22 protein-coding genes are annotated in these 23,207 nt (G+C 68.6%); 16 read left to right on the top strand and 6 right to left on the bottom strand.

The genetic code is table 11. The features are described from left to right. Positions 1-430: 430 nt before the first annotated feature. The 3 genes from ACZ6S0_RS17240 to ACZ6S0_RS17230 all read left to right on the top strand — a co-directional run bounded on the left by ACZ6S0_RS17240 (position 431) and on the right by ACZ6S0_RS17230 (position 5,778). Positions 431-2,035, top strand: coding sequence for a trypsin-like serine peptidase (locus ACZ6S0_RS17240; RefSeq protein WP_465918038.1), 1,605 nt, complete (start codon positions 431-433; stop codon positions 2,033-2,035). Positions 2,036-2,469: 434 nt separating this feature from the next. Then, positions 2,470-4,062 (top strand): trypsin-like serine peptidase, encoded by a 1,593-nt coding sequence (locus tag ACZ6S0_RS17235; RefSeq protein WP_465918034.1) that lies wholly within the window; start codon positions 2,470-2,472, stop codon positions 4,060-4,062. Positions 4,063-4,236: 174 nt separating this feature from the next. After that, positions 4,237-5,778: a trypsin-like serine peptidase gene (locus ACZ6S0_RS17230; protein WP_465918030.1), complete on the top strand. Its 1,542-nt coding sequence runs from the start codon at positions 4,237-4,239 to the stop codon at positions 5,776-5,778. A gap of 69 nt (positions 5,779-5,847) precedes the next feature. Here the strand turns inward: ACZ6S0_RS17230 and ACZ6S0_RS17225 are convergent, their stop codons facing one another. Both ACZ6S0_RS17225 and ACZ6S0_RS17220 read right to left on the bottom strand, forming a co-directional pair. Next, on the bottom strand, positions 5,848-7,206 hold the full coding sequence (locus ACZ6S0_RS17225) for a hypothetical protein (RefSeq protein ID WP_465918027.1): 1,359 nt from the start codon (positions 7,204-7,206) through the stop codon (positions 5,848-5,850). Between the two features lie 259 nt (positions 7,207-7,465). Further along, positions 7,466-8,674, bottom strand: a complete 1,209-nt coding sequence (locus tag ACZ6S0_RS17220) for an NAD(P)-dependent malic enzyme (protein ID WP_465918024.1) — start codon at positions 8,672-8,674, stop codon at positions 7,466-7,468. Between the two features lie 261 nt (positions 8,675-8,935). Between ACZ6S0_RS17220 and ACZ6S0_RS17215 the strand changes: the two genes are divergently transcribed. The 4 genes from ACZ6S0_RS17215 to ACZ6S0_RS17200 all read left to right on the top strand — a co-directional run bounded on the left by ACZ6S0_RS17215 (position 8,936) and on the right by ACZ6S0_RS17200 (position 12,014). Next, positions 8,936-9,790, top strand: coding sequence for an ABC transporter substrate-binding protein (locus ACZ6S0_RS17215; RefSeq protein WP_465918022.1), 855 nt, complete (start codon positions 8,936-8,938; stop codon positions 9,788-9,790). A gap of 3 nt (positions 9,791-9,793) precedes the next feature. Further along, positions 9,794-10,621, top strand: a complete 828-nt coding sequence (locus ACZ6S0_RS17210; RefSeq protein ID WP_465918018.1) for an amino acid ABC transporter permease — start codon at positions 9,794-9,796, stop codon at positions 10,619-10,621. Further along, positions 10,618-11,361, top strand: coding sequence for an amino acid ABC transporter ATP-binding protein (locus ACZ6S0_RS17205; RefSeq protein WP_465918014.1), 744 nt, complete (start codon positions 10,618-10,620; stop codon positions 11,359-11,361). Before ACZ6S0_RS17210 ends, ACZ6S0_RS17205 begins: the two co-directional genes overlap by 4 nt. Before the next feature lie 227 nt (positions 11,362-11,588). Then, positions 11,589-12,014, top strand: a complete 426-nt coding sequence (locus ACZ6S0_RS17200; RefSeq protein ID WP_344894415.1) for a CGNR zinc finger domain-containing protein — start codon at positions 11,589-11,591, stop codon at positions 12,012-12,014. 87 nt (positions 12,015-12,101) lie between these two features. On the opposite strand, the gene ACZ6S0_RS17195 is transcribed toward ACZ6S0_RS17200, so the two are convergent. Next, entirely contained in the window at positions 12,102-12,473 is a 372-nt protein-coding gene (locus ACZ6S0_RS17195; RefSeq protein ID WP_465918009.1) for a S24 family peptidase, read from the bottom strand. 17 nt (positions 12,474-12,490) lie between these two features. Here ACZ6S0_RS17195 and sodN point away from each other — a divergent pair, with 17 nt between their 5' ends. From sodN to ACZ6S0_RS17180, 3 genes are all read left to right on the top strand, one after another. After that, complete coding sequence (gene sodN, locus ACZ6S0_RS17190) at positions 12,491-12,892, top strand: superoxide dismutase, Ni (RefSeq protein WP_465918006.1); 402 nt, start codon at positions 12,491-12,493, stop codon at positions 12,890-12,892. A gap of 128 nt (positions 12,893-13,020) precedes the next feature. Further along, entirely contained in the window at positions 13,021-13,458 is a 438-nt protein-coding gene (locus ACZ6S0_RS17185; protein ID WP_465918003.1) for an ATP-binding protein, read from the top strand. 17 nt (positions 13,459-13,475) lie between these two features. Next, complete coding sequence (locus ACZ6S0_RS17180; protein WP_176573444.1) at positions 13,476-14,255, top strand: RNA polymerase sigma factor SigF; 780 nt, start codon at positions 13,476-13,478, stop codon at positions 14,253-14,255. Positions 14,256-14,383: 128 nt separating this feature from the next. Here ACZ6S0_RS17180 and ACZ6S0_RS17175 read toward each other — a convergent pair whose 3' ends face one another. Beyond that, a complete protein-coding gene (locus ACZ6S0_RS17175) occupies positions 14,384-14,767 on the bottom strand; it encodes a hypothetical protein (protein WP_465917998.1) in 384 nt (127 codons plus the stop codon). A gap of 90 nt (positions 14,768-14,857) precedes the next feature. Between ACZ6S0_RS17175 and ACZ6S0_RS17170 the strand changes: the two genes are divergently transcribed. Both ACZ6S0_RS17170 and ACZ6S0_RS17165 read left to right on the top strand, forming a co-directional pair. After that, positions 14,858-15,823 (top strand): diacylglycerol/lipid kinase family protein, encoded by a 966-nt coding sequence (locus tag ACZ6S0_RS17170; RefSeq protein ID WP_465917994.1) that lies wholly within the window; start codon positions 14,858-14,860, stop codon positions 15,821-15,823. A gap of 270 nt (positions 15,824-16,093) precedes the next feature. Beyond that, positions 16,094-16,348: a WhiB family transcriptional regulator gene (locus tag ACZ6S0_RS17165; protein WP_344894387.1), complete on the top strand. Its 255-nt coding sequence runs from the start codon at positions 16,094-16,096 to the stop codon at positions 16,346-16,348. Positions 16,349-16,438: 90 nt separating this feature from the next. Here ACZ6S0_RS17165 and ACZ6S0_RS17160 read toward each other — a convergent pair whose 3' ends face one another. Beyond that, positions 16,439-17,908 carry a histidine kinase N-terminal domain-containing protein gene (locus ACZ6S0_RS17160; RefSeq protein WP_465917985.1) on the bottom strand — a complete coding sequence of 490 codons (1,470 nt, stop codon included), beginning with the start codon at positions 17,906-17,908 and terminating at the stop codon, positions 16,439-16,441. A gap of 539 nt (positions 17,909-18,447) precedes the next feature. Here ACZ6S0_RS17160 and ACZ6S0_RS17155 point away from each other — a divergent pair. Then, on the top strand, positions 18,448-19,167 hold the full coding sequence (locus tag ACZ6S0_RS17155; protein WP_465917981.1) for a GntR family transcriptional regulator: 720 nt from the start codon (positions 18,448-18,450) through the stop codon (positions 19,165-19,167). Positions 19,168-19,299: 132 nt separating this feature from the next. Further along, complete coding sequence (locus ACZ6S0_RS17150) at positions 19,300-21,423, top strand: hypothetical protein (RefSeq protein ID WP_465917976.1); 2,124 nt, start codon at positions 19,300-19,302, stop codon at positions 21,421-21,423. Between the two features lie 20 nt (positions 21,424-21,443). On the opposite strand, the gene ACZ6S0_RS17145 is transcribed toward ACZ6S0_RS17150, so the two are convergent. Next, entirely contained in the window at positions 21,444-21,860 is a 417-nt protein-coding gene (locus ACZ6S0_RS17145) for a hypothetical protein (protein WP_465917973.1), read from the bottom strand. A 116-nt stretch (positions 21,861-21,976) separates the two neighbouring features. Between ACZ6S0_RS17145 and ACZ6S0_RS17140 the strand changes: the two genes are divergently transcribed. Continuing rightward, positions 21,977-22,288 carry a hypothetical protein gene (locus ACZ6S0_RS17140; RefSeq protein ID WP_465917969.1) on the top strand — a complete coding sequence of 104 codons (312 nt, stop codon included), beginning with the start codon at positions 21,977-21,979 and terminating at the stop codon, positions 22,286-22,288. A 170-nt stretch (positions 22,289-22,458) separates the two neighbouring features. Further along, positions 22,459-23,178 (top strand): dethiobiotin synthase, encoded by a 720-nt coding sequence (gene bioD, locus ACZ6S0_RS17135; RefSeq protein ID WP_465917965.1) that lies wholly within the window; start codon positions 22,459-22,461, stop codon positions 23,176-23,178. Positions 23,179-23,207: the final 29 nt, after the last annotated feature.

The raw sequence follows: 23,207 nt of genomic DNA, 5'->3' as shown, positions 1-23,207 counted from the left end.
TCCGGACAATCCACCCCTCACACTCCCCTCCAGAACCGTCGCGAGCCCCGGCGAACACGGGCTTCTGAACGGCTCCAGAGCGGAACCTGAAGATCTCCTGTGAGAAGGGAGCGAAATTAGACGGGCCAGGTTCCCATTCGGTTCCTGTGATCTGGGTCACATTGAACCGACTACGATACGTGTTCAAGGATTAACGACACTTTCGCCCCGTCAACAACAACCCCCACATACCCAGCAAAAACGCGACTCAAGGTACGCGGCACACAAAGATCTCTGACTGGTCACGGAAAGGTCACGGCGACCAGGGGCGCTACCGGATCACTCAAAGCGGGTTCCACCTGCGTAGATCACCACGCTATGTTCCTTGCTATCCCTTTACTGACGCATGGGACGCACATTGCGACCCACGACAGAGCAAGGAGCAGTTCCCTTGAAGCGCATCCTCATCCCCGCCGGTGGCGCCCTCCTGGCCACCGGTCTTCTGGCTGCCGGCCTCGCCGGCACCGCTCAGGCCGACGACACCATCGCCAAGGACAACCTGGCGACGAGCGCGGCCAACGCCAAGGCCATCGCCAACTTCTGGGCGGACAACAACGGTGCTGCCCTCAAGGCCGCCACCGAGTCCAACGTCTGGGACAAGGCTGACGTCGCGAAGCTGCAGAGCAAGGGTGGGTCCAGCACGGACACCAAGCCGGGCTCGACCGCTCCCATCGGCGAAGAGAAGAAGACCACCGCCAAGGTCCAGAACGTCAACATGCCGAAGACCATCGGCAAGGTGTTCTTCGTCAACGGCAAGGGCGAGAAGAAGTGGTGCTCCGCCACTTCGATCCAGTCGCAGTACCGCAACCTGGTCGCCACGGCCGGTCACTGCGTGTACGACCCGGCCGACAACACGGACGTCATGTCCAAGTGGGCCTTCGTGCCCGGCTACTACCAGGGCAAGGCTCCCTGGGGCGTCTACGTGGGTAAGCAGGCCTTCACCCACTACGACTTCGACGTGTACGAGGACTACGACGCCGACTACGCGTTCGTGACCGTGTACAACGGCGTCAACGTCACCGGGAAGACCACCAAGGTCACCCCGAGCGAGTACAAGGCCCACGTCGCCAAGGGCGGCGTCGGCTACGTGAAGGAAACGACGATCACCGAGGCGGAGTTCCAGGCGGGCTACGACAAGTACGGCGAGGACGGTCCGTACAAGTCGAAGGCCGTCGACCCCAAGGTCGAGACCGTCGCGAAGCCTGCCGACGTGACGGACAAGAACGTCGACGCCTACATCAAGGGCGAGGGCCCCACCAAGGGTGTCCAGCTCACCGGTGCCGAGGTTTACAAGTCGCAGTACACCGCGGCTGGCGCCGGCTTCGACAACGGCCACAAGTTCGAGCGCCTGAGCACCGAAGTGCCCATCAGCAAGGAAGAGTACGACAAGCTGAAGGCCGACAAGGGCGACGGCAAGTTCATGGGCGAGGTCCGCGCCCAGCTCGGCGATGACAAGAAGACCGAGGTCGCCTGGTTCAAGCAGCAGTTCTTCATCAAGAAGTGGATCAAGTCCACCGCTCAGGTGAAGTACTGGGTCGAGGACTACTACCTCGTCGACATCGCCGCCAAGGACGCCGGCCGCCTCGGCGACAACGTCGGCGGCCAGGGCTTCGCGTGGAACCAGCCGACCGGCAAGGCCGTGCGCGTGTTCGGCTACCCGGCCGCTCCTCACCCCGACGGCAACAAGAACTACACCGGTGTTACGCCGAAGTGGTGCTACGGCAAGACTTCGGCGAAGCTGGTCGGTTCCGCCGCCAAGAAGATCGAGGAGCACGTCGCCCTCAAGTGCGCCATGACCGAGGGCGCCGACGGTGGCCCGTGGCTGTACAACTACAGCAACAGCAAGCGTCTCGGCTACGTGAACGGTGTCACCAGCACCTTCAACGACCAGGACTCCAACGGTCGCGTGGACTACATCTCGTCGCCGTACTTCAACGGCGAGACCAACACCGTCTACAGGGCCGCTGCGGCTTCGTGGTCCGGCAAGATTGTCTAAGTAACGGATAGCGACCGGACTTAGACCGTTCGTATAACCGTTAGCAAGCGAAGGGCCCGGCATCGTGCCGGGCCCTTCTGCTGTTGGCCCGAAAGTGAAGCCGCTTGGACGCACAGCGCGCCGATACGGTGCCATCACCTCAATGTGATGTGTGTCACATGGCCCCTATGGGACGGGCCAGACAGATGCTCCATCCCCAATCGCCACACTAGCCACTTCTTTATGTTGATCAGGGCAAATGGCGACGAAGGCAGCCCCTCTCAGATCCTGCGCATCGGCCAGCTAAACATCACAGAACGATAACGCCCGGCTTGTCGCATCTTTTCCTGCCAAAGCGGCTACCGGTTCCCAAGATCGACACTGTATGTTCCTGGCTATCCCTTTACTGACGCATGGGACGCAAGAGGCGTTCCACGACAGCGCAAGGAGTTACCTTGAAGCGCATCCTCCTTCCGGCCGGTGGCGCCGTTCTGGCCACTGGTCTGCTGGCTGCCGGTCTGGCCGGCACCGCTCAGGCCGACGACACCGTCGCGACTGACGCTCTGGCCGCGAACGCCGCCAAGGCGGCCCAGGTCCTGGACTTCTGGACCCAGTCCGACTACGCGGCGCTCAAGGGCGCCACGGCCTTCAACCCCGACGCCCTCGAGGTCTCCAAGATCAAGAGTGGGGGTGGCTACAGCGCGGACACCAAGCCGGGCTCGACCGCTCCCATCGGCGAGGAGAAGAAGACCGCCGCCAAGGTTCAGAACGTGAACCTGCCGAAGACCATCGGCAAGGTTTTCTTCCAGGGCAGCGACGGCAAGAACTACTGGTGCTCTGGCACCTCGATCCAGTCGCAGTACCGCAACCTGGTCGCCACGGCCGGTCACTGCGTGTACGAGGTCGGCGCCAACAAGGACGTCCTGTCCAACTGGGTCTTCGTCCCCGGCTACTACCAGGGCAAGGCTCCTTGGGGCATCTACGTGGGTAAGCAGGCCTTCACCCACTACGACTTCGACGTGTACGAGGACTTCGACGCCGACTACGCGTTCGTGACCGTCTACGACGGCATCGGCGGTGTCGCCAACAAGACGACCAAGGTCACCCCGAGCGAGTACAAGGCCCACGTGGCCAAGGGTGGCAAGGGCTTCGTCAAGGAGACCCCGATCACGAAGGACGAGTTCGCGGCGGGCTACGACAAGTACGGCGAGTCTGGCCCGTACAAGTCGGCCCTGACCGACCCCAAGGTCGAGTCCGTGGCCAAGCCTGCGGACGCCGCAGGCAAGATCGAGGACTACATCACCACCGGCGTCGGCGGCGTCAAGCTGACCGGGGTCGAGGTCACTGAGGCGACGTACACCGCCGCCAAGACTGGCCTGGACAACGGCAACAAGTTCGAGCGCCTCAGCACCGAGGTGCCGATCAGCAAGGAAGAGTACGACAAGCTGAAGGCCGACAAGGGCGACGGCAAGTTCCTGGGCAAGGTGCGCGCCGACGTCAAGGACGGCACCGAGGTTGCTTGGTACAAGCAGCGGTTCTTCGTCAAGAAGTGGGTTCAGGCCACCGCTCTGACGAAGTACTGGGTCGAGGAGTACTACGTCGTCGAGCACTCGGTCAAGAGCGTGGGTCGCCTCGGCGACAACGTCGGTGGCCAGGGCTTCGCGTGGAACCAGCCGACCGGCAAGTACGTCCGCACCTTCGGCTACCCCTACGGCCCGCACCTGGACGGCAACAAGCCGTTCACCGGTGTGACGCCGAAGTGGTGCTACGGCAAGACCGCTTCCAAGGTCCTGCTCATCCCGTCCAAGAAGGTCGAGGAGCAGCAGTCCCTGAAGTGCACCGTGACCGCCGGCTACGACGGTGGCCCGTGGCTGTACAAGTACAGCAACAGCAAGCGTCTCGGCTACGTCAACGGTGTCACCAGCCTCATCGCTGACACCGACGACAACAACCGCTACGACACGATCACCTCGGCGATCTTCACCGGTGAGACGGCTGCGATCTACAAGGCCGCTGCGGCCTCGTGGTCCGGCAAGCTCATCCCGTAGTTCGCTGCCGATCGTGAACGGCGACTTGTTCGGCGTTCAGTCGCATTAACCAAAGGGCCCGGCATCCAGCCGGGCCCTTTGGCCATTCTGGGGAATCTGCGCATTTCCCTTACCAAAGCGACTGAAGGGTCGATAGGGTTTTTACACCCCTTTTTGACAACTGTGGAGCCTCCGTTGAAGCGCCTGCTCATCCCCCTCGCCGCGGTCGGCCTGAGCGCCACCGTCCTGACCCAGCCCGCCAACGCCGCCCCGAATTGGGCATCCGACGACCTCCTGCCGAAGCCGGCCGACGCGTACAGTGCCGCCTACTTCTGGCTCGACTCCAACGGTGCGGCTCTCCGGAAGGCCACGCAATACAACTTGGACACCAAGGAGGTGTCCAAGCTGGTCTCGTCCGGCAGCAAGGGCACCCCCGACGGCAAGCCCGGCATGACCGGCCCGACCACCGCCGCCAAGCCGGCCGCCTCCAAGAACGTCAACCTCCCCAAGACCATCGGCAAGGTCTTCTTCCTCGACAAGGCGGGCCGCTACCGCTGGTGCTCGGCCACCTCCATCCAGGCCCGCAATCGTAATCTCGTCGCCACCGCCGGCCACTGCGTCTTCGAGAGCGGCGAGGACGTCTTCCGCAAGTGGATCTTCGTGCCCGGTTACTACCAGGGCAAGGCCCCCTGGGGCGTCTACGTGGGCGCCTACGCTTTCACGGCGTACGATCTCGACACCTATGACGACTACGACGGTGACTACGCCTTCGTCGCGGTCCACAACGGCTTCGCCTTGGCGAGTGAGCGGGAGGTCGTCAAGAGCGAGTTCGCCGCGTGGGCGGGCGACAAGTGGATCAAGCACGAGGAGATCAAGAAGGAGGAGTACGACGCCGGCTTCGACAAGTACGGGCCCGCCGGGCCGTACTGGTCGAAGGACTTCGACGTCACTCCGGAGAAGGTGGCCCACAACTACCCGGGTCAGAAGGTGCTGACCCGGGTCGAGGTCACCGAGGCCACCTACACCAAGGCGCCGAAGGACACCGGCAGCGACGTCAACGGCGAGCAGTACGTGGAGGACGGCCCGACGCCCATCAGCCAGGAGGAGTACAAGAAGCTCCTGGCGGAGAAGGGCGACGGCAAGTTCCTCGGCAAGCTCGCGGTCACCAAGGACGCCGGCGGCGTCGAGACCGCCTGGTTCAAGACGTCCTACTACCTCAAGCAGTGGGTGAAGTCGGGCACGACGGTCCGCTACTTCCGCGATCACTACATCCTCGGCATCGCCAAGGACCTGGGTCGGCTCGGTGACGTGGTCGGTGGCCAGGGCTTCGCCTGGAACCAGCCGCTCGGCCAGCAGGTGACCGCCTTCGGATACCCGAGCGCCCCCCACCCCGACGGCGACCGCGCGTTCACCGGCGTCACGCCCAAGTGGTGCAGCGGCAAGACCGGTACGAAGAGCGTTCAGGTCAACACGTTCAAGGTCGAGACGCACCAGGTGCTCAAGTGCTCCATGACCGGCGGCGCCGACGGCGGCCCCTGGCTCATGAAGTACGACAACAGCAAGCGCACCGGCTACGTCAACGGCGTGACCAGCGTGTTCGCCGACAACGACGGCAACGGGCGGATCGACGCGATCAGCTCCGCCATCTTCGACGGTGAGACCGCCGACGTCTACAACAAGGCCAACTACGCGGCGACCAAGTCGATCGTCGGCCCCAAGGGCGAGCTCCTGAAGTAACGAGCTCCTGAAGTAGCCGAACACACGTGAACGGCCCGGACCCCCGAGCGGTCCGGGCCGTTCACGTGTTCAGACCGCGGAGAGCTCCCGAGTGCGCTCCCGCAGCGCCATCACCGGCCGCTCGCTCTTGTACGGCTCCAGCCGCCTGCGCAGATCGGCCGCGTAGGAGCGCGAACGCGCCGACTGCAGCTCGCCGGCCAGGGCCAGCGCGCCGGCGGCCACCGTGCACGCCTCCTCCAACTCGCCGCACTGCACCAGCCCGGCGGCCAGCAGCGACAGGTTGAACATGCGGCCACGGACGTAGCGGCCGTCCATGTCGAGCGAGCGCCGCGCCTGGCGGACGACGCGCTCGCCCTCCCCGAGGTCGCGGAAGCAGTGGGCGAACTTGGCCGACAGATACGCCTCGTCGAAGTAGCTGAGCCAGGAGGGCTCGTCCTCGGGCCTGCGGGTCTCGAAGGCGCGCTCGGCCTCGTGCAGGGAGCCGCCACAGGCGCGGGCGTCGCCCAGGCCCGCGTGCGCGTGCGCCTCCAGGACGTGCGCGGAGGCCAGGAGCGTCTGGACGCCCGCCTTGCGAGCCGAGATCTGGGCGGCCCTGGCCAGGTCGAGGGCGTGGGCCGACTGGCCCATGTAGATGGCCTGGTGCGCCATGCCCGCCAGGATCTCCCCGCCCAGGGTGTGGTCGTCGGCGCCCCTGGCCAGGCGCAGGGCCTGGATGAGGTAGCGCTGGGCGAGGCCGTGCTGCTCCATGTCGTAGGCCATCCAGCCCGCCAGGCGGGTCAGCTCGGCCGCCGCGGCGGCGAGTTGCCTGCCGGTGGACTCGCCGTAGGAGCCGTCCTTGAGCAGCGGGGCCACGGCGGTGTCGAGGTATTTGACCACCGACGAGCGGACGCGGCCGCTGCCGAATCGATTGTCGAGCTCACCGAAGGACCGGGTGACCTCGTGGATGGCGGCGATGTCGGCGCGGCCCACCCGCCGCGCGCCCATGCCGCTGGGGCGTCCCTCGGTGGGGGACGTCAGCCAGCGTACGGCTCCTACGGAGCCTGCTCCGATTGCGAGTGTGGAGTCGATCAGGAACCGCCGTCTCTCCACGTCGGCTCTCCACAGCGCCGTCACGGTCACGACCCCCTCCTGCCACGTGTGCGTGAACTCCTGTCCGAGGTCGAGGGGTGTGATGCTGGCCGGCATGCCCAGGTCTTCCGAGGTGACCGGCCGGCCTAGCCGTAGCGCGAAGATCTCCGTGAGCAGGCACGGCACCGGGTCGCGCGGCCTCTGACCTCCGATCCAGCGCAGGACGGAGCTGTGGTCGTACTTGAGGCCCGGTGTGCCACGTGCGGCTCCCAGATCGTTGAGGCGCCTGGCCAATCCCTTGTGGGAAAAGCCCGCCTCCACGATGAGCTGCTGCAGCAGTCGGTTCGGCTCGCGTTCCATCGCTCTCCTCGTCACAGGAGTCGGCGCCCACATCCCTACAGAGAGCTACTGTTATAGCACCTTGCGTAAAGGTTTTACGACGGTTCTCCAAGGTCGGCCAAAAGCCGCCCGCGCACCGCACCGGTTCCGCCCACGGTCGGGCCGACCGCGCCGACTCCTGAACGGGCAGGTCACCGACCGGTTTCGGGCACGGCAGCACCCGATGAAAACGGAACGGGCGAGGGCCGTAAGGCCGCTCGCCCGTACGCAGGGGAGTTTCTCAGCGACGGGCGACACCGTCGGCGCGGGCCTGCGCGGAGACCGCCGCGGCCACGGCGGGCGCGACCCGGCCGTCGAACGGGCTCGGGATGACGTACGTCGCCGACAGGTCGTCGCCCACGACCCCCGCCAGCGCGTTGGCCGCGGCCACCTTCATGTTCTCGGTGATGGCGGTGGCCCGCACGTCGATGGCGCCGCGGAAGACGCCGGGGAACGCCAGCACGTTGTTGATCTGGTTGGGGAAGTCGGAACGCCCGGTGGCCACGACGCCGGCGTGCTTGGCGGCCACGTCGGGATGCACCTCGGGCGTCGGGTTGGACAGCGCGAACACGATCGACTCAGGCGCCATGGACGCGATGGCCGCCTCGGAGACCGTGGACCCGGACAGCCCCACGAACACGTCGGCGCCCTCCAGGGCGTCCTCCGTGGAGCCGGTGCGCCCGGCCCGGTTGGTGTCCTTGGCCAGGAGCTGCTTGACCTGGTTGAGGCCCTCACGGCCCTCGTAGATCAGGCCCTTGGAGTCGGAGACCGCGATGTCGCCGATGCCCGCCTCAAGAAGAATGCGGGTGACGGCGACGCCGGAGGCGCCCGCGCCGGCCACGACGGCCCGCAGGTCGCCCAGGGGGCGGCCGGTCAGGCGGGCGGCGTTCTGCAGGGCGGCCAGCGCCACGATGGCGGTGCCGTGCTGGTCGTCGTGGAAGACGGGGATGTCGAGCAGGCCGCGCAGCCGCTCTTCGACCTCGAAGCAGCGGGGAGCGCTGATGTCCTCGAGGTTGACCCCGCCGAACGACGGCGCCAGCCGCACCACGGTCTCGACCAGCGCGTCGACGTCGGTACAGTCGAGGCAGAGCGGCACGGCGTCGACGTTGGCGAACTCTTTGAACAGCAGTGCCTTGCCCTCCATGACGGGCATGGCCGCCGAGGGGCCGATGTCGCCCAGACCGAGCACGGCGGTGCCGTCGGTGACGACGGCGACCACGTTGGGGACCCAGGTGTATTCGTCGGCCAGCGCGGGGTTGTCGGCGATGGCCGTGCAGACCCGGGCGACGCCGGGGGTGTAGGCGAGGGCGAGGTCGTCCGCGTCGCGGACGGGAACGGTGGAGCGGATCTCGATCTTGCCGCCGCGGTGCAGCGCGAACGCCGGGTCGAGATCGAGATTTTCGTCGGAAGCAGAAGCGGGCGTGACAGCCACAGCGACCCCAGTAGTCATCGGTAGCGGAGAAACCTACGGCGGACGAGCTCGAGCGGGCTGGCTTCGGTAGCTGCCAGACTCCCCTCGCCGATCGTCTCGTGAGGGGGTTCGGGGGTCACCCGTCACACCATAGTGCCACGGGTGAGACGGTGTTCGGTGTCAGTGCCGGAGCCGTTCCGTTGACGCATCGTTAAATGCCCGATGACTGACCGCAGCTAAAAGCCATTTAAACTGCACAAAACGCAAGTTTCGTGGCATTTCACTTCGAGGAGGCCGTACATGGCCCTCAGCCCCAAGGGCCGCCGCGGCTACGCCGCCGGCGCGCTCGCCTTGACCGCCGCTCTCGCGCTGACCGCGTGTGGCGGTGAGACCGGCTCGAGCACCGGTACGACCAGTGCCGGCGCCTCCGCGTCCGGCGGCGTCAAGCTGGTGCAACCCGGCAAACTCACAGTCTGTACGAACATCCCGTACGAGCCGTTCCAGTTCAAGGACGAGAGCGGCAAGATCGTCGGGTTCGACGTCGACATCGTCGACCTGGCCGCGAAGAAGCTGGGCGTCACCCAGAACATCGTGGACATCGACTTCGCGGTGATCAAGAGCGGTGCGGCCATGGCCGCCGGCAAGTGCGACCTCGCCGCCGCGGGCATGACCATCACTCCGGACCGGCAGAAGAACATCGACTTCTCCGACCCGTACTTCGACGCCACGCAGGCGCTGCTGGCCAAGAAGGGCACCGGCGCCAAGTCCCTCGAGGACGTCAAGGCCAAGGGGCTCAAGCTGGGCGCGCAGGCCAGCACCACCGGCCTCGACCACGTCAAGAAGAACGGCTTCGACCCCACCGAGTACGCCGACTCCTCCAAGGAACTGCTGGCCCTGCAGGCCGGCCAGGCCGACGTCATCGTCCAGGACCTGCCCGTCGTGCTCACCTGGCTGAAGAAGCCCGACGTCGCCGCGAAGTTCGAGCTGATCGCCAGCCTCGAGACCGGCGAGCAGTACGGCGTCGGACTCAAGAAGGGCGCCGACCCCACCCTGCTCAAGACGATCAACGAGGAGATCGCCAAGGCCAAGCAGGACGGCACCTACGAGAAGATCTACGTGAAGTGGTTCGGCAAGAAGCCCGGCGAGCTGGGCTGATCCATGGCCGACCAGCCCAAGACGGCTGAGCCTGGCCGCGCCAGGCTCAGCCCTCGAAAAAAACAGCAGGTCAGCAGGGTCATCCAGTACGGCGTCCTGGTCGCCGCGCTCGTCGCGCTCGTCCTGTACGCCGACTGGGGCAGCCTCGCCCAGAACTTCGCCAAGGCCGACGTGGCGCGCGAGGCCCTGCCCGACCTGTTCACGGTGGCGCTGCGCAACACGATCATCTACGCGGTCGGCGGGTTCGTGTTCGCGTTCGTGCTGGGGCTGCTGCTGGCGCTGATGCGGTTGTCGCAGGTGGGGCCGTACCGGTGGATCGCGCTCGTGTACATCGAGATCTTCCGCGGGCTGCCCGCGCTGCTGATCTTCCTGATGATCACGTTCCTGCCGCTGGCGCTGCCGGGCTTCGCGGTGCCTGGCGGCACGTACGGGCAGGGCATCCTCGGGCTCGGCCTGGTCGGCGCCGCCTACCAGGCGGAGGTCTTCCGCGCGGGGCTGCAGGCCGTGCCCAAGGGGCAGACCGAGGCCGCTAGGTCGCTGGGCATGTCGGCCACGCGCGCCCAGGTCACCGTGGTGATCCCGCAGGCGATCCGCATGGTCATCCCGCCGACCACCAACCAGTTCGTCGCGCTGCTCAAGGACTCGTCGCTGGTGTTGTTCCTCGGCGTCTCCGGCGAGTACGTCGAGCTGGCGAAGTTCGGCAACGACCTGGCCTCCCAGTACGCCAACGCCACCCCCATCATGGTGGCCGGCGTCACGTACCTGATCGTCACGATCCCGCTGGGATACCTCGCCTCCCGCCTGGAGGGACGCAAGGGGAGGACGCGATGACACACGCCATCGAGCTGCGCGACCTGCACAAGCACTTCGGCAGGAACGAGGTGCTCAGGGGCATCGACATGACCGTCGACCCCGGCCAGGTGGTCTGCGTCATCGGGCCGTCCGGCTCGGGCAAGTCCACCCTGCTGCGCTGCGTGAACCTGCTGGAGCGGCCGACCAGGGGCCAGGTGTTCGTGGAGGGCGTCGAGGTGACCGACCCCGACGTGGACATCGACGCCGTACGCCGCCGCATCGGCATGGTCTTCCAGCAGTTCAACCTGTTCCCGCACATGACCTCGCTGCAGAACGTCATGATCGCCCAACAGCGGGTGCTGAAGCGCGGCAGGCGGGAGGCCGAGGTCATCGCCAGGGAGAACCTGGACAAGGTCGGCGTCGGCAGCAAGTGCGACGTCCCGCCGTCCCAGCTCTCGGGCGGACAGCAGCAGCGGGTGGCCATCGCCAGGGCGCTGGCGATGAGCCCCGACCTGATGCTGTTCGACGAGCCCACCTCGGCGCTCGACCCCGAGCTGGTCGGCGACGTGCTCACCGTCATGCGCAAGCTGGCGGAGGAGGGCATGACCATGCTCGTGGTCACGCACGAGATGGGCTTCGCGCGGGAGGTGGCCGACCGGGTGGTCTTCATGGACGGCGGCGTGATCGTCGAGGACGGCGTCCCGGCCCAGGTGATCGGCGACCCGCAGCACGAGCGCACCCGCGCGTTCCTGCACCGCGTCCTGCACCCCGAGGGGTAACCCGCGAAGGGACGGCGCACCCGCCGACCTCGGCGGGCCGCTCCGGACGCCACGGGCCGCTCCGGAGGACAGAGCGGCCCGCCAGTTCGGCGCGGCCGCGCCGAACAGGGCCGCCCCGGACGGGGGCCGCCCCGGACGGGGGCCGCGCCGAACATTGGCCGCGCCGGAGAGCTGGGGCGCCCGCGAGGTCTGCGGGCCGCCCCGCCTTTCTGGTGTAATACGCAGGGATGGACCTCACCTCTTACGCCGAGTGGGCGGTCCGGCTGGCCAACGACCTCGCCCCGCCGCCCGAGCTGCGCCGGCTGCGCGACGAGCTGGCCGCCGTGTTCGACGCGGCCGGCGACGACCGTGCCGTGGCCGAGCGGCTCAACGCCCTGCTCGCGCGCTATCCCGTACACCCTCAGCTCTCCGACCACGACGGCAGCGGCTGGCATCTCCACCTGGCCGAGGACCCGGCCGCGACCGCCGTGATGGGGTTGGCCGCGGTCGTGGCCGAGCTGGGCGTCGACCGCCTGGGCCGCTGCCGGGAGCCGCGCTGCGGGCTCGCCTTCCTCGACACCTCGTCGAACCGCTCGCGCCGCTACTGCTCGTCCCGCTGCGCCAGCCGGGCGAACGTGGCCGCCTTCCGCGCCCGCCGCCGCACCGCCTCCTGAGCCATCCCGCCTCGTGAGGCATCCCGCCTCGTGAGGCATCCCGGCTCCTGAGCCACCCCGGCGAGCCTCATGCGGCGTGACGTCGGCCTAGCGGCGCCGCCGCCTCAGCAGCGGCCAGTAACGCAGCACCACGCGCCCCACGATGTCCTGGACCGGCCCGAAGTCCCAACTGTCGCGGCGGCCACTGGCGCGCTGGTTGTCGCTCTCCAGCCACCACCCGTCCACGCCGTGCCACTGGGCCCGTTTCACGATCAGCCGGTCGGGCTCCTCGGGAAGCCTGGCCACCACGAGGTCGCCAGGGTGCACCGAGGCGCCCCGGCGCACCAGCAGCCAGTCACCAGGAACCAGCGCCGGCCGCATCGAATCCCCTTCGACACGCACTCTCATCGGCTGTGACCCCCTACTCCGCAGGCGTTGGGACACGAGTAAGGTCGGTTGTGGACCAAGCTGATTCAGCATCCAGGAAGGACTTTCTGATGCTCGCACGACTGCTACGACCCAAGCATGTCGCTTCCGCACACTGCGACCTGCCGTGTGGGGTCTACGACCCCGCTCAGGCCCGCATCGAGGCCGAGTCGGTCAAGGCGATCATGGAGAAGTACGCGGCCAACGAGGACCCGGTCTTCCGCGCCCGCGCCATCAAGATCAAGGAAGACCGCGCCGAGTTGGTCAAGCACCACCTGTGGGTGCTCTGGACCGACTACTTCAAGCCGCCGCACCTCGAGCAGTACCCGCAGCTCCACCAGCTCTTCTGGGACGCCACGAAGCTGGCCGGCGCCGCCGGGGCCAAGGGCACCGTTGACGTCTCCAAGGCTGAGGACCTGCTGGGCAAGATCGACGAGATCTCCAAGATCTTCTGGGAGACCAAGGCCGCCTAAAACGGCATATAAGGCTCTGTGCGGTCGCAGACCGCGCAGAGCCTTTTCCGTCGATGGCGAGTCTGAATCGTCCAAGCACCTCTCAGGGGCGGTAAGTTGCAGTCAGCGTCGGATTCGCGAGGAGGAACGTGACCGAGGAAACCGAGACGCGCGCGGAGGGCGTGGCCGGCATCCGCGACGTGGTGAGCATCAGGCTCCCCGCCGCCAGTGCCTACCTGTCTGTGCTGCGTACGGCTACCGCCGGCCTTGCGGCGCGGCTTGACTTCACCCTGGACGAGATCGAAGATCTGCGGATCGCGGTCGACGAGGCCTGTGCCATGCTGCTGACCGAGGCGGTGCCGGGCACAGACCTGACCGCGGAGTTCGAGCTGACCGGGCAGGAGATGCAGGTCAGGGTCGAGGTGGCCACCGTCGGCAGCTCAGCCCCCAAACGCGACGACTTCGCCTGGATGGTGCTGACCGCCCTGGCCGACGACGTCGACGCGGTGACCGGCTCCCCCGACCGCATGGCGATCGTCCTGCGCAAGCGCCGAGCCGCGGCCCGGAGTACGGCAGGGCCGGCGTGACGGAAAGGACTGGAGCCATGGCCACCAGCGAACACGCCGTGCCCGACAGGGTGCGCGCCCGCATGCTCTTCGCCGAGCTGGCCGAGCTGGGCCCCGAGGAGCCGCGCCGCCAGCGCATCAGGGACGAGCTGGTCGAGCTTCACCTTCCGCTGGTCGAATACCTGGCGCGCCGGTTCCGCAACCGGGGCGAGTGGCTCGACGACCTCACCCAGGTCGCCACCATCGGTCTGATCAAGTCCATCGACCGGTTCGACCTCAACCGCGGCGTGGAGTTCTCCACCTACGCCACGCCCACCATCGTCGGCGAGATCAAGCGGCACTTCCGCGACAAGGGCTGGGCGGTCCGCGTGCCGCGCCGCCTGCAGGAGCTGAAGCTCTCGCTGACCAAGGCGATAAGCGATCTCTCGCAGCGCGAGGGGCGCGCCCCGACCGTGGCCGAGCTGGCCTCCTACCTCAAGATGACCGAGGAGGAGGTGCTGGAGGGGCTCGAGTCGGCCAACGCGTACTCGACCGTGTCCCTCGACGCGCCCGACTCCGGCGACGACGACGCGCCGGCCGTGTCCGACTCCCTCGGCATCGTGGACGAGTCGCTCGAGGGCGTCGAATACCGCGAGTCGCTCAAACCGCTGCTGGAGCGGCTGCCGCCCCGCGAGAAGCGCATTCTGCTGCTGCGCTTCTTCGGCAACATGACGCAGTCGCAGATCGCCACCGAGCTGGGCATCTCACAGATGCACGTCTCACGCCTGCTGGCCCGCACCCTGGCCCAGTTGCGCGAGGGCCTGACCGCGGAAGACTAGCCGACGACCCCCCGAAGCCCGAGACCAGCCCTTCGAGATTCCGGCACGGCGGGCCCGACCGCGAACGCGCCAAGCCTGCGCGAGGGCCCGACCGCGCACACCCGCTGTCGGCCGTCAGTGCCCACCGGCTATCCGCTTCCGTACAACGCGCGGGTGGTGGGCGGCGCCAGCAGCGTCACCAGTCCCGCCACCGCCACCGCGATCAGCGGGACGCCGAGCTGCGGCCAGCCCGACTGGGTGAGCGTGACGCCCACCGGCAGCATGAAGATCTGGGCCAGCACGGCGGGTGACCTCCCCCACCGCTCCATCCGGAACAGCCCGCCCCAGGCCACCCAGAGCAGCCCCGCGCCGACGAGCAGCCCGAACACCGCCTCCGCCACGGCGCTGGTCACGTCGTCGGGAGCCCCGACGAGGGTCTCGACCGCGACGAAGACGCCGAGCCCGAGCGCGACCAGGCCCTCCAGGGCGACGACCGCGGCGGCGATGAGGAGGGTAAGCGGGCGAGCGTTCACGGTCCGTACCCTACCTCTCGGGGTGCGCGGGGCGGGAAATAGGACGTTCGGCCGATAAGGCGGACAACAATCAGCGGATACGCTGGCGTTATGCGCGCAATGCTGCTGGTCAATCCCAAGGCCACGACCACGAACGCCCGCACGCGCGACGTGCTCATCCGGGCGCTCGGCGCGGCGGTGGAGCTCTCCGTCGAGGAGACCCGCTACCGGGGTCACGCGGCGTCGCTGGCGTCCACCGCGCGGGCCAAGGGGTTCGACGTGGTGGCGGTGCTCGGCGGCGACGGCACGATCAACGAGACCGTCAACGGCCTGCTGAACCCGGTCGACGGCCCCGACCTCCCGCTCGGTGACGACCCCAGCGCAGGACGTCCGGGGCTCCTCGTCATCCCCGGCGGCAGCGCGAACGTCTTCGCCCGCGCGCTCGGCCTGCCCAACGACCCGGTGGAGTCGACGGGCCAGGTGCTGGAGGCCATCAGGGAGGGCCGGCGCAGGACCGTCGGCCTGGGGCAGGCCCTCTGGGAGGGGCAGAGCCGATACTTCACCTTCTGTTCAGGGATGGGATACGACGCCGAGGTTGTACGGGCCGTGGAGGGCCTCAGAGGCACCGGCCGCAAGGCTACCCCTACGCGGTATGTGAACACCGCTCTGAGGCACTACCTGGCCACGGACAAGCGGCATCCTCCGATGACCGTGACCGGCCCCGGCATCCCTTCGGCCGGAGGCGTGTTCATGGCGATCGTCTCCAACACCTCACCGTGGACGTACGTCGGCGCGCACCCCGTACGCCCGACGCCGTGGGCCAGTTTCGAGACCGGGCTCGACCTCCTCGGCCTGCGCCGGATGGGCGCTATCACACTTTCAGGAGTGATCAGGCACATCCTCACGGAGAGTGAGGCCCTTCCGTCCGGCCGGCACCTCGTCCAGCTCCACGACGAGGCCGAGATCACGCTCACCGCGGACCGCCCCGTGGCCTTTCAACTGGACGGCGACTACCTGGGCGAACGCGAAACCGTGACATTTCGCTCTACACCGAACGCGTTACAAGTTCTGGTCTAGCTGGTTACATTCGGTCATTGTGTGACGCATCCGACATCCATAACCGCCAAAACTTCCCGCCAACCCCCTTGCGTGCACTCTCCGTGGCTGACAGGCTCAAGCTTGACGTCCGAACGTAGGACCTTTAACAACCCCAGGGTCCTCCGGACGTCGGCGGGCGACCCCGGTCCTCACAGGATCCCGGGTAATTGTTCGCGCGAGTTAGTGAAACTCTTCACAAAGTAGCCGCACGGAGCCGACCAGAGGCCCCATCTACTAAGGAGTGGACGCATGGACTGGCGCCACCGAGCTGCCTGCCGTGACGTGGACCCCGAGCTGTTCTTCCCGATCGGCAACTCCGGCCCCGCCCTCATGCAGATCGAGGAGGCCAAGCAGGTCTGTCGTTCCTGCCCGGCCGTCGAAGCCTGCCTGAAGTGGGCCCTGGAGTCCGGCCAGGACGCCGGCGTCTGGGGCGGTCTGAGCGAGGACGAGCGCCGCGCTCTCAAGCGCCGCAGCATCCGGGCCCGCGCCCGCGCCTCCGCCTGACCACCTCACCTGCCGACAGACAGCACCGACAGACAGCACGGACCGACACCGGCGACCGACACCAGCGACCGAAGCCTGCGACCAGCAGGGTCAGCCGGCGGGGAGCGGGATCGACAGCACCACTTCCGTGCCGCCTTCCAGGCGCGGTTCGATGGTGAGCCGCCCGGACAGCTCGCCCTCCACGAGCGTACGCACGATCTGCAGCCCCAGACTGGTGGAACTGTCGAGGTCGAAGCCGGGGGGCAGACCGCGGCCGTCGTCCCAGACGGTCACGTTGAGCCGCTCGTGGGCGGGCTCGACCACGACCTCGAGCCGCTTGGGCCGGCCGTGTTGCAACGCGTTCTGCAGCAGCTCGGTCAGCGCCATGGCCAGCGGCGTGGCGATGAGCGAGGGCAGCACGCCGAACTCCCCCACCCGCCGCGGCGTGACGGCCACCTCGGGCGAGGACACCTCTCCGGCCATCGCGCTCACCCGATCGGCGATCTCGTCGAAGTCCACGAACTCCTCCGGCGCGTGAGACAGCGTCTCGTGCACGATCGCGATCGACCCGACGCGGCGTACCGCCTCCTCCAGCGCCTCCCGCCCCTCGGGCACCTGCAGCCGCCTGGCCTGGAGCCTGAGCAGCGCGGCCACGGTCTGCAGATTGTTCTTCACCCGGTGGTGGATCTCGCGGATGGTGGCGTCCTTCGTCATCAGCTCGCGCTCGCGCCGCCGCAGCTCGGTCACGTCCCTGATGAGGACCAGCGCGCCGATCCGGCCGCCGCCGACGATCAGCGGGATGGCCCTGAGCTGCACGGTCGTGCCTCCGGACTCCACCTCGGTCTCCTTGGCGGCGCGCCCGCTGGCCACGATCATGAGGTCTTCGTTGATCGGCTCGTCCGAATAGCACAGCGTGGCGGTGACCCGGCCCAGCTCGGCGCCGACCAGGTCCGCGTGCAGGCCGAGCCGGCGGTAGGCGGACAGGGCGTTCGGGGAGGCGTACGTGACGCGCCCGGCGCGGTCGAGCCTGAGCAGCCCGTCGCCGACGCGCGGCGAACGGACCAGGATCGGCTCCTCACCCGAGAACGGGAAGCGCCCCTCCGCCACCATCTGCGCCAGGTCGGAGGCGCTCTGCAGGTAGGTCAGCTCCAGGCGGGAGGGCGTGCGGGCCGAGGAGAGGTTCGTGGAGCGCTGGATGACCGCCAGGAAGCGCCCCTCGCCGCCCTCGACCGTCCGGCGCACGGGGATCGTCTCCTCCCTGACCGGGACGCCGGTGGACCAGTCGGGGTCACCCTCACGGCAGATGCGCCGCTCGTTCCACGCCGTGTCGATGAGGTGGCGCTCGCCCTTGGCCGCGACGGTGCCGACGATGTCGTCGTGGTAGACGGTGGGGCCGGTCGTGGGGCGCATCTGGGCGATGGCGATCCAGCCGCTCTCCCCGAGCAGCGGCGCCCACAGGATGAGGTCGGCGAACGACAGGTCGGCCAGGAGCTGCCAGTCGGAGACCAGCGAGTGCAGCCAGTCGAGATCCGCTTCGTCGAGCGCGGTGTGGCGGGCTACGAGGTCGCTGAGAGTCGGCACGAGTGCATCATGCGTGCTTTCCCCCGCAACAACCAAACCGACTCCCAGCGAGACGAGCACATTCGACAACGCACGGGACGGGCGGGCGGACTTCGCCCGGCAAGGGGCATAACTCCGGAAAGAACGGGGGCGCAAACCGTCTCAGCCGCACAGGGAAGACACATGCCATCGTGTCCGCTCAACCGCCTACCCAACTGGACAATTACCAAAATCTCATATTGTGAGAACTGTCACATCCCCGCGCCATCCGCCCTCCAGGACGGGCAGGTGCGCGGCCAGCCGGAGGTGATCCCCACGGCCAGGTGGCTTTCCCGCGACACGGCACGCGGACCGGCCTCGGTTGCGATCGCGTACGCCGCTGTGGATATCCTTCACCATCAACCTGAGCAGCCCGGATCCGTGCGTGCCCACACCCGCGCGGGCCCTGCGCCGGCCGGCCGCACCGGCCCGCGGTTGACCGCTCGGGCCGAAGTGGGTTCCGATGATCTCGCGGTGATCAGACACGCCTTCACCGCCGTGGCAGAAGTGAAGGTGAGAGCGTGACAGACGACAGCCCCCGCGTTCCGAAGTACTACGACGTGAAACGGGCCCTGCTCGAGCTCACCAAGAGCCTCACACCCGGCACCGCACTGCCTCCTGAACGCACGCTCGCCGTACGGTTCGAGACCTCCAGGACCACGGTCAGGCAGGCGCTCACCGAGCTGGTGGTCGAGGGGCGGCTGCTGCGCATCCAGGGCAAGGGCACGTTCGTGGCGCAGCCCAAGGTGGCGCAGGTGCTGCAGCTCACGTCGTACATCGGCGACCTGCGCACGGCCGGGCTGGAGCCGGACACGAAGATCCTGGAGATCGGCTACATCACCGCCGACGAGGCGCTGGCGCGGCGGCTGGCCATCAACCCGGGCGGGCGCGTGCTGCGCATCCACCGGCTCAGGCTCGCCAACAACGAGCCCGTCTCGATCGACACCACCCACCTGTCCGCCCGCCGCTTCCCCCGCCTGCGCCGCGAGCTGGAGGTGCACGCCTCCCTGTACGAGACGCTGCACAACGCCTACAACGTACGGCTGACGGACGCCGAGGAGATCATCGAGACCGTCCTGGCCACCCCCTACGACGCCAAGGCCCTCGGGGTCGACGTGGGGCTGCCCATGCTCCTGCTGACCCGCCACGCCTTCGACGCCGACGGCCACCCGGTCGAGTGGGCGCAGTCGCTCTACCGGGGCGACCGCTACAAGTTCGTCACCCGCCTGCGCCGACCCTGACGGATCGCCGGAGAAGAGGCCGCCAGGCCCGTTGCGCATGAGTGGCGCTACGGCTGACCACCGGCGTCACGCTGTGGCAAGGTGGGGTCACCTAGCCGTACCGCCACCGGTGTGACAGTGGGGAGCGACGCCATGGCGCCGACGCCTCCCGGCACGGGTCCGCTCGACCCCGGCCTCTCCGGGATCGATCCCGGCCTGATGGACGGCTTCATCGCCGCCATGACCCGCGCCCACGCGGTGATGGGCGAGCAGTCCCAGGCGATCCGCGACCAGTTCGGCCGGGTGGGCCTCGGCGCGGCCGCGCTGTCCCCGGTCAGGCGGGTCGAGGACTGGACGGGCGAGCAACTCCCCTGGCTGCGCGTGCGCCTGGAGCGAATCCGCGAACGCGTTCCCGACTGGGGGCCGCTGACCACGGATCCGGGGCTGGTGGCGTACGACGAGGGGCTGGTGCCGTACGCGTCGCCCGAGGAGTCCCGCCGCGAGGGCAGTGCGCTCGCCGGCCTGTACCGGCGCTACGACGCGGACGCCGAGGGCAAGGTGCACACCACGGAGCTGAAGGAGCGCCAGCGGGCCCTGCTCGCGCAGCTCCTCGCGCGCAAGGGGGACGCCGACTTCACCTCCGCCTTCTTCGCCGGCGTCGGCGCGGAAAAGACCGCCGGGCTCCCCGCGGAGATCCAGCGTCTCTACGACGACTCGCCGTCCCTGTCCGTCGACGAGGAGACGCCCACCAAGGAGCAGGCGCTCGCCGGGCTGGCCGCCGCGTTCGCCGCCGCCACCACCGCCACCCGGCGCACCCCCGGCTTCGGCAAGGTGCTCGACGACCTCGCGCACGGCGGCGACGAGGCGCACCGCGACGGGCTGTCGTGGCTGGTCAGCACCGGCCACTTCCCCACGGAATGGCTCGCGAGCGTGGCGCGGGCCAACGTGGTGCTGCCCATGCTCGGCCGTACGCTGCCGCCCACGGACATCACCCTCGGCACCACCTCGCGCTTCCTCGCGGCGCTGGCCAACAACCCGTCCGCGGCCCGCGCGGCGGTCGGCGGCGCAGGACGCGACTGGACGGCCCAGGTCCCGCCCTCACTCCCCCTCTTCCAAGGCGTCCCGAAGCCGACCGTGGGGGGCGTGCTGGTGGCCATGAGCGCGTACGCGGGGGGTGACAGGCGCACCGCCGACGCGTTCGGACGCATGCTGGCCGCGGCCTCCGGCGCGTACGACGAGAAGGACGGAGCCCACAGCCAGGACGCCGCCAGGTTCGCCTTCCACGTGATCACGGCGGCGCCGCGGTTCTCCGCGCACGATGCCATGAGACGGCACCTGGCGGAGGTCGGCGGCGCGTACGTCACCGAGTTCGCGGCCGGTGCCGAGACCCTCGAACCCGACGCCCACAAGGACAGCCGGTTCGGCACGTTCGACGATGAACTGCCCGGCACGACCCCCGCCTTCCGCCTGACGCTGCGCGACGGCTACCGCTTCCTGCAGACCTTCGCCGACACGAACGAGCACATGGAGCCCTTCGACCGCGCCATGGCCGGGCTCACCCAGCGTCTCTTCGCGCACAGCGTCGCCCTCGACCGGCACCGCCTCGCCCACCCCCCGCCGGACGGCGCACAGCCGCAGACCGCCGTCGAGCACCTCTTCTCCCGGCTGGGCGTCGTGTCGGGCATGCAGTACGCGGCGCTGAAGGTCGTACGCGGCGGCGCCGACCTGGCCGACAGGAACGGCCACGAGACCTTCGAACTGGCCCTGGACAAGGGCATGGACATCGCGCTCCTGTCCACCCCGGCCTTCGGCCTGCCGGCCGGCGCTGCGGCGGCGTCGTGGATGGTGTTCAGCTGGGTCGTCAAGGACGGCCTCGGAGCCGCCCTGGAGCCCGAGCCCCGCCTGCCCTCGGTCAACGAGAAGGAGCTGACACGGGCCAGGGCCGTCCTGTACGACATGGCGTCCGCACTGGTCAACGCGGGCTACACGGAGAAGGGGGCGCCGGTGTGGTTCAAGCCCCCGACGGACCCGCTCATCGTGGACGACGACGGGCGGCTGCGGGCGTTCGCGGAGATCAGCAAGGAACCGAAGCGGATGGAGGCGTTCCTGGAGTGGCTGAAATCCAACGGCAGCACCAACGACACCGCCGACCGCCGCACCTTGGGGCAGGTGGCGGCGAACTCCGGCATAAAGTTCGCCGGTCAGCAGGAGCGGGCGCAGGCGCTGCTGGCGGTCACCGACGAACGCCTCAAGAAGATACTGACCGGCTCGGAGTGAGTGACCCTACGATGCCGCTCTCACCTGTCTCCCGAGACGCAATCGGTCTCGCCCGTCACCGTCACCACGTGTGCCTCAGGAAGGTCGAGGGTCACCGCGACGCGCGACGGAGCCAGCTTGAGAACGGTCTTTCCCCGGTCGGGTACGAAGACCTGATCCACCTTGTAGCCCCAGGTGGTGGTGAGGGTGCCGGTCAGCTCGGCGATGAGCCCTTCGGCGTCGGTCTGGAAAGCGGACCTGACGCCATACGTACGTTTCCTCCCGTCGGAGCCGCAGGGGAGGTCGTTGTCCCCATGGTCGGTGACGGCGAAATCGGGCAGGTTCGCTTTCGCCATCAGCTCATTGATGTGAGCCTTGAGGGTCTCGCCCGCCTGAGCGGCCGTGGGACCGGGATCGCCGCCCGCGCATCCCGTGACGACGGCGAACACCGCCAGCACGCTCAGACACCGCAGAGCACCCTTCATCGGGACCGCCTCCACCCATCGCCTCGCAGCTCTCATATTCCCCGACCCCGCCCCCGCCGTACGGACATTGCGCAGATAGGTAATCCCCGATGACGTACGACTCTCCCGAGGGGCTCGTCGACAGTCCCCGTCACCGGGCCCTCCAGCAGGCCCTGGAGAACGTGCGCCGGCAGGTGGCGCAGCTCGAGAGCGCGCTCGACCAGCCCTTCCGGCAGTTCACCGGCACGGCCGTCTGGGTGGGGCCGGCCGCCAGGCAGTTCGGCGAGGAGCTGAGCCGGCAGCGGCAGGAGCTGAGGAGGCGCTCGCGTCAGGTGGTCGACGAGTTGGAGGACGAGCTCCGGCGGGCTCCGGAGAAGGTGTCCCAGGCGGTCGCGCGGGAGGAGTCCCTGCGCTTCAGGTGACGCCGGTCGCGAACACAGCCCGTCTGGGGACGCCGGTCGCGGGCACCGCCCGCCCGCCCAACGGCACGGCCGGGCACGTGTTCCCGGCTCGGGTGCGCGCCTCCTGGACCGGCGCGTTCCGAGCGTGGTCAAGCGCGGTCTGGAGGTGGCGCGCCTTCTACGCTGAGAGCATGAGCATCCTCGTCGTCACCGGCACGGGCACCGGAGTGGGCAAGACCGTGGTGACGGCGGCGCTCGCGGCGCTGGCGCGGGCCCGCGGCGCGGCGGTGGCCGTGGTGAAGCCCGCCCAGACCGGGGTGGCCGACGGCGAGAGCGGCGACGTCGACGAGGTGATCCGGCTGGCGGGCGTCAGCACGACGTTCGAGCTGGCCCGCTTCCCCGCGCCGCTCCCGCCTGCCGCGGCCGCCAGGGCCGCCGGCAGGCCGCCGGTGTCCCCGGCCCGCGCCGCCGAGCTGATCTCCGAGTTGGCCGAGAGCAACCGCCTGGTGGTCGTGGAGGGCACCGGCGGGCTGCTGGACCGTTACGACGACGACGGCGCCACCGTCGCCGACCTCGCCCGTACCCTGCGCGCCCAGGTGCTCGTCGTGGCTCGCCCCGGCGGCGACACCGTCAACCACACGGCGCTGACCCTGGAGGCGCTGGCCCATCGCGGGCTCGACCTGGCCGGGATCGTCATCGGGCGCTGGCCCGCCAGGCCCGGCCTGGCCGAGTGCGGCAGCGTGGCGGATCTGGAGATGCTGGCCGCCCGCCCGCTCGCCGGAGCGCTGCCGGAAGGGGCGGGGAGGCTCGGCGGAGGCCGGGAGTTCACCGAGGTGGCCCGCCTGGGGCTGGGCGTCACCCTGGGCGGTTCCTTCGACCCCGCCGGCTTCCGTGACCACCACAGCCTCTGAGGAACGCAGGCGGAGCCGCCCGACGGGTG

It is taken from the genome of Nonomuraea sp. NPDC051298 (genome assembly GCF_055586305.1).
This window is presented reverse-complemented; position numbering and strand designations above follow the sequence as displayed.